Annotated in this window: 7 protein-coding genes and 1 pseudogene; 3 read left to right on the top strand and 5 right to left on the bottom strand. The window is 46.8% G+C overall.

Annotated features, from left to right (window positions below):
* On the top strand, positions 1–256 hold a 256-nt coding region (locus tag BFF42_RS08940), incomplete at its 5' end, for an IS1 family transposase (RefSeq protein WP_000474469.1).
* Here BFF42_RS08940 and BFF42_RS08935 read toward each other — a convergent pair.
* The 4 genes from BFF42_RS08935 to apbC form a co-directional block, all read right to left on the bottom strand.
* Positions 191–895: a fimbria/pilus periplasmic chaperone gene (locus BFF42_RS08935; RefSeq protein ID WP_073714365.1), complete on the bottom strand. Its 705-nt coding sequence runs from the start codon at positions 893–895 to the stop codon at positions 191–193. The genes BFF42_RS08940 and BFF42_RS08935 overlap by 66 nt on opposite strands.
* An 86-nt stretch (positions 896–981) precedes the next feature.
* On the bottom strand, positions 982–1,524 hold the full coding sequence (locus BFF42_RS08930; protein WP_000682832.1) for a fimbrial protein: 543 nt from the start codon (positions 1,522–1,524) through the stop codon (positions 982–984).
* Between the two features lie 298 nt (positions 1,525–1,822).
* Complete coding sequence (locus BFF42_RS08925; protein ID WP_001403727.1) at positions 1,823–2,104, bottom strand: DUF2574 family protein; 282 nt, start codon at positions 2,102–2,104, stop codon at positions 1,823–1,825.
* Between the two features lie 262 nt (positions 2,105–2,366).
* Positions 2,367–3,476, bottom strand: coding sequence for an iron-sulfur cluster carrier protein ApbC (apbC, locus tag BFF42_RS08920; RefSeq protein ID WP_001005448.1), 1,110 nt, complete (start codon positions 3,474–3,476; stop codon positions 2,367–2,369).
* A gap of 131 nt (positions 3,477–3,607) precedes the next feature.
* Here apbC and metG point away from each other — a divergent pair, with 131 nt between their 5' ends.
* Positions 3,608–5,641, top strand: a complete 2,034-nt coding sequence (gene metG, locus BFF42_RS08915) for a methionine--tRNA ligase (RefSeq protein ID WP_032229995.1) — start codon at positions 3,608–3,610, stop codon at positions 5,639–5,641.
* 140 nt (positions 5,642–5,781) lie between these two features.
* Positions 5,782–6,348, top strand: a pseudogene (locus tag BFF42_RS08910) (WGR domain-containing protein); the annotation flags it as partial.
* Between the two features lie 42 nt (positions 6,349–6,390).
* Here the strand turns inward: BFF42_RS08910 and BFF42_RS08900 are convergent.
* The coding region (locus BFF42_RS08900) for an integrase core domain-containing protein (protein ID WP_146627975.1) at positions 6,391–6,684 on the bottom strand (294 nt) is incomplete at its 5' end.

Raw genomic sequence — 6,684 nt, 5'->3', positions numbered from 1 at the left:
GGGGCGTCTTATGAGCTTGCTGTCACCCTTTGACGTGGTGATATGGATGACGGATGGCTGGCCACTGTATGAATCCCGCCTGAAGGGAAAGCTGCACGTAATCAGCAAGCGATATACGCAGCGAATTGAGCGGCATAACCTGAATCTGAGGCAGCACCTGGCACGGCTGGGACGGAAGTCGCTGTCGTTCTCAAAATCGGTGGAGCTGCATGACAAAGTCATCGGGCATTATCTGAACATAAAACACTATCAATAAGTTGGAGTCATTACCCCAGTTGTTTGCATTATTACTTTTGACATTAACACTCTGACTTTCTAAGGGGGCAATCATAATAGTTTCATAATTGACTTTGACATTATTAGCTTTGACATCCGAAATCGTCACCCAATTAGCTGAGTCATTTTTTATCACCAATCCATTGCCACTGCGATTTATCAGTAACTTTTTAAAGGTCGCTTTATTCACCGGAGCAATACCCGCCGGCCGGTAAAACAATTTGATTCTGTTTTGCATCGCAAACTTCAGTGCATTCTTACCTTCTTGTTCTGGACTATTCGGTGGAATATCCAGAACATTAAGATAAAAAATACTTTCCTTATTACTGGGTAATTTATTAGGCATGATTTTAATTTTTATTTGTTGCCCAGAATTGGCCGCTACTTTCACTACTGGTGGCGTTAACATGAAAGGAACCTGAATCTTTTCTGGCGGCAGAGACGTGTCGCCATCATCAATCCACGCCTGCATCAGCGAAGAGCGGTTTCCCTGATTCATCAGTTTTACCATGACCTCTTTCTGCTCTGCCGGGTAAATGATACGGGTCCCGAAAATAACCATTCCGGCATGCACGGGGAATATCATAGAAGAGATGAGTAAAGATAATAACCCTTTCATCTTAATGCCTCTTATATTTATGCTGGCCGCCATGAATATGGCGGCATTTTAACTTACTGAAAAAACAAGATGATTATTTTAAATATTTAATCCTGGGCAACACGCATAACCAATGAAGAGTTAACAGTACCAGATGCAACACCACTGTCAATCAACTTCAGATATTTTGCCTTAAACGGTATTGCATATTGTCCATCAGCAGTTTTATAACTTTCAATATTAAATGGTGCGGAAATATCCAGTACGTCACTGCTATCTCCCAAATAGAGATAGTATCCAACTGTGTCATTACTACTGGATATTGCCTTATCATTACCAAGAATTTTCTCGTTGGTGATCAACGAAAGTTTTACGCCATCAATAGTCTTCGGACAAGTAATTTTCAGCATACTGCTGGTTACACCAACCACGCCATCATAAGTTGAATATTTCGCTTTACCATCAAATACAGTGGTGGGTACAGTCGGCATATTAATACTGACTGAATCACCGCCAGCGACAAATGTACATGGTGATTCAGCAATATTACCTTTAATGGTTAAAGTTCCGGTATCTACTTCAGCAGCGAAAATACCAGCACTCATAAATACAGAAGATAAGACAGCGACAACAATAATTGAATGTTTCATGATGCATTCCTTAATAAGTTTATTTTGTTTTGTTAAGAGTCTGTATCTCTTGGAAACAAATTTCTCACATCAAAAAAGTTGCCGCAATGTAAACATATTGTTTTGTTGATTTAAAACAAATTAACTAATGCGATATAAATACAACAAATAATTCGCTATAACAAACATTTTTGAAACTGATTAATTACCGTAAATTACCGTAAATAACATTCATGAGGTGAATAAAAAAGCCAAAATCATTCATAGGAATGATTTTGGCTTTTTAAATATGCTTAATGCTTAAAACGGTGTTGGCAAATTAATCGTAGCGATTTAACACGATTTTGCGTTTGTCGTTATTACCCACAGTTACCACTTCTGTCGTAACGCCTTTTGCAGTAGAAGAAGCACGATAGTTGGTTTCAACTCGTTGTAACAACTGCCCACAACGTTGCTGAAGATGATTATTAACAACATCCATACTGCATGTAGGGGAACTAATTCTGCCATTGATGGTTAATGTTGCAGTCTCTGAAGAGAACGCGGGAGAAGCCAATCCATAGGCAAGAAAAATAATTCCTGACAGCCAATACTTATTCATTGAACGTTATCCCTGTAGTAAAGGTTATGCCTGGATAGAATGAGTGCATAACAAACTATAGCTGTACATCCACTACACAGCCACGAAGGATGATAATGAAGCATTGCCTGTACGATCAATCGACTTTGTAGAGTTTCGGACGAAGGTCCGCAGAATATTCGCAGTATTAAATAAGTGTTCATTAATGCGGCAAAAACAAATACACCGCATCAATATAACATCTCTGCGGTGTATGAAGAATAACCAGAATGGTTAATAGGCGTTAGACCGCGCGGAAGGAAATCTCGCCTGGAATGACTTCACCCTGCCAGTAGAGCTGAGCTGCAACGCGGTCAGCCAGCTGGCGGTAGATAGCGGTAAATTCGCTCTCCGGGCGGCTGATAACCGTTGGCGTGCCTTTATCGAGATCCTCACGTAAGGAGATGTGTAACGGCATCTGCCCCAGCAGCTGTGTATGGTATTTTTCAGCCAGTTTCTCTGCACCACCGGTACCGAAAATCGGTTCATGGTGACCACAGTTACTGCAAATATGCACACTCATGTTCTCGACAATACCGAGCACCGGAACCTCGACTTTCTCGAACATCACAATGCCTTTTTTCGCATCGATCAACGCGATGTCCTGCGGGGTGGTGACCACGACTGCACCAGTTACTGGAATGTTTTGCGCCAGCGTCAATTGAATGTCACCGGTGCCTGGCGGCATATCAAGCACCAGATAGTCGAGATCCGGCCACAAGGTTTCCTGCAGCATCTGCATTAACGCCTTGCTCGCCATCGGTCCACGCCACACCATCGCATTGTCGTCAGTGACCAGATAACCAATTGAATTGGTTGCCAGGCCATGAGACATAATCGGTGCCATATGGGTACCGTCCGGCGAAGTTGGACGCTGATTTTCTGCGCCCAGCATGGTGGGAATTGATGGGCCGTAGATATCGGCGTCCAGAATGCCGACTTTCGCCCCTTCCGCCGCCAGTGCCAGCGCCAGGTTTACCGCCGTGGAGGATTTACCCACGCCGCCTTTACCGGAACTGACCGCAATGATGTTCTTCACGCCATTAATACCCGGCTGATTCTTCACGCGTTTTAAGGTGGCGATATTGTGCGACAGTTTCCAGTCGATAGCTTTCGCCCCGGTGATACGCAGCAGTTCGGCGCTACATTGCTCTTTTAACTCTTCAAACGCGCTATGCCAGACGAATGGCATAACCAGTTCCACATGCAACGTGTCGTCCATCCAGGCGACATGGTGCAACGCTTTCAGCGTGGTGAGGTTATGCTTCAGGGTTGGGTGCTGAAAATTGGCCAGTGTCCCGGCGACCATTGCGCGCAAGGCTTCTGGTGATTTGGCCTGGGATTGTTCGTTCATCCCGACTCCTTTTTTGTATAGATAAACCATCAGCTGATAGTTTACCTGAAGAATATAGAGAAGTACTTACTTAACATTTTCCCATTTGGTACTATCTAACCCCTTTTCACTATTAAGAAGTAATGCCTACTATGACTCAAGTCGCGAAGAAAATTCTGGTGACGTGCGCACTGCCGTACGCTAACGGCTCAATCCACCTCGGCCATATGCTGGAGCACATCCAGGCTGATGTCTGGGTCCGTTACCAGCGAATGCGCGGCCACGAGGTCAACTTCATCTGCGCCGACGATGCCCACGGTACACCGATTATGCTGAAAGCTCAGCAGCTTGGTATCACCCCGGAGCAGATGATTGGCGAAATGAGTCAGGAGCATCAGACTGATTTCGCAGGCTTTAACATCAGCTATGACAACTATCACTCGACGCACAGCGAAGAGAACCGCCAGTTGTCAGAACTTATCTACTCTCGCCTGAAAGAAAACGGTTTTATTAAAAACCGCACCATCTCTCAGCTGTACGATCCGGAAAAAGGCATGTTCCTGCCGGACCGTTTTGTAAAAGGCACCTGCCCGAAATGTAAATCCCCGGATCAATACGGCGATAACTGCGAAGTCTGCGGCGCGACCTACAGCCCGACTGAATTGATCGAGCCGAAATCGGTGGTTTCTGGCGCTACGCCGGTAATGCGTGATTCTGAACACTTCTTCTTTGATCTGCCCTCTTTCAGCGAAATGTTGCAGGCATGGACCCGCAGCGGTGCGTTGCAGGAGCAGGTGGCAAATAAAATGCAGGAGTGGTTTGAATCTGGCCTGCAACAGTGGGATATCTCCCGCGACGCGCCGTACTTCGGTTTTGAAATTCCGAACGCGCCGGGTAAATATTTCTACGTCTGGCTAGATGCACCGATTGGCTATATGGGTTCTTTCAAGAATCTGTGCGACAAGCGCGGCGACAGCGTAAGCTTCGATGAATACTGGAAGAAAGACTCCACCGCCGAGCTGTACCACTTCATCGGTAAAGATATTGTTTACTTCCACAGTCTGTTCTGGCCAGCAATGCTGGAAGGCAGCAACTTCCGCAAGCCGACCAACCTGTTTGTTCATGGCTATGTGACGGTGAACGGCGCGAAGATGTCTAAGTCTCGCGGTACCTTTATTAAAGCCAGCACCTGGCTGAATCATTTTGACGCCGACAGCCTGCGTTACTACTACACTGCGAAACTCTCTTCGCGCATTGATGATATCGATCTCAATCTGGAAGATTTCGTTCAGCGCGTGAATGCCGATATCGTGAACAAAGTGGTTAACCTGGCCTCCCGCAACGCGGGCTTTATCAACAAGCGTTTTGACGGCGTGCTGGCAAGCGAACTGGCTGACCCGCAGTTGTACAGAACCTTCACTGATGCCGCTGAAGTGATTGGTGAAGCGTGGGAAAGCCGCGAATTTGGTAAAGCAGTGCGCGAAATCATGGCGCTGGCTGATCTGGCTAACCGCTATGTCGATGAACAGGCTCCGTGGGTGGTAGCGAAACAGGAAGGCCGCGATGCCGACCTGCAGGCAATTTGCTCAATGGGCATAAACCTGTTCCGCGTGCTGATGACTTACCTGAAGCCGGTACTGCCGAAACTGACCGAGCGCGCAGAAGCATTCCTTAATACGGAACTGACCTGGGATGGTATCCAGCAACCGCTGCTGGGCCATAAAGTGAATCCGTTCAAGGCGCTGTATAACCGCATAGATATGAAGCAGGTTGAAGCACTGGTGGAAGCGTCTAAAGAAGAAGTGAAAGCAGCTGCCGCGCCGGTAACTGGCCCGCTGGCAGATGATCCGATTCAGGAAACCATCACCTTTGACGACTTCGCCAAAGTTGACCTGCGCGTGGCGCTGATTGAAAACGCAGAGTTTGTTGAAGGTTCTGACAAACTGCTACGCCTGACTCTGGATCTCGGCGGCGAAAAGCGTAATGTCTTCTCCGGCATTCGTTCTGCTTACCCGGATCCGCAGGCACTGATTGGTCGTCACACCATTATGGTGGCTAACCTGGCACCACGTAAAATGCGCTTCGGTATCTCCGAAGGCATGGTGATGGCTGCCGGTCCTGGCGGGAAAGATATTTTCCTGCTAAGCCCGGATGCTGGTGCTAAACCGGGTCATCAGGTGAAATAATCCCCCTTCAAGGCGCTGCATCGACAGCGCCTTTTCTTTATAAATTCCTAAAGTTGTTTTCTTACGATTTTGTCTCTCTCTAACCCGCATAAATACTGGTAGCATCTGCATTCAACTGGATAAAATTACAGGGATGCAGAATGAGACACTTTATCTATCAGGACGAAAAATCACATAAATTCTGGGCGGTTGAGCAGCAGGGAAACGAGCTGCATATCAACTGGGGCAAAGTCGGCACTAACGGGCAAAGCCAGATAAAAAGTTTTGCGGATGCTGCGGCAGCGGCAAAAGCGGAGCTTAAGCTGATCGCAGAGAAAACGAAAAAAGGCTATGTGGAAAATGCTTCAGCAAACGTGCATATCCCCCCCATTACCAAAGCCACTCCTGAAGTTGAAACTTCCCCTGAGAGTAAAAACCAACGCCCCTGGCTGGCTGATGATGCGGTCATTCGGCTAACTGACGATATTAATCGATTTGCTTTTCCTCATCGCTCTCGCCCCAGAGAGATCAATTATCTGCACAAAGATGGTCAAATATGGCAGCTCATCGCGAATAACACCAGGGCATATGATCCCGCCAACAATTACCGTTCTTATCCAGAAAACTGGCAGCAGGCTTTTGCTGAGTTACAAATGCGAGTTCAAGGTAATCAACAGACAGGGAGTGCACAATCTGATGCAGCATTGCTCTGGAGTTTCTGGAACTCTGAGGTGTACTGGCAATAGCGGACACTACCATTTGTTCTTTTTTTAAGCAGCCATCTGATGATATTTTTCCCTGAAGGCTGCCGGGGAGATATTCCCCAGACGAGAGTGACGACGCTGACGATTGTAGAAAATCTCAATGTATTCCCGTATTACTGAGATGGCTTCATCCCGGTTATTAAAACGATAGTGGCTCAGGCTCTCATTTTTCAGCGTTCCCCAGAAGCTTTCCATCGGAGCGTTGTCGTAACAGTGACCTTTACGCGACATTGATGTTTTCAGACCAGACTGCTCCTGTATGACCCGGTAATCGTATGCGCAGTACTGTGAACCTCGATC

The organism is Shigella sp. FC1661 (assembly GCF_001712525.1).
GTDB classification, from domain to species: Bacteria; Pseudomonadota; Gammaproteobacteria; order Enterobacterales; family Enterobacteriaceae; genus Escherichia; species Escherichia coli.
The sequence above is the reverse complement of the archived record's forward strand: the minus strand, read 5'-3'. Positions and strand labels throughout refer to the sequence as shown.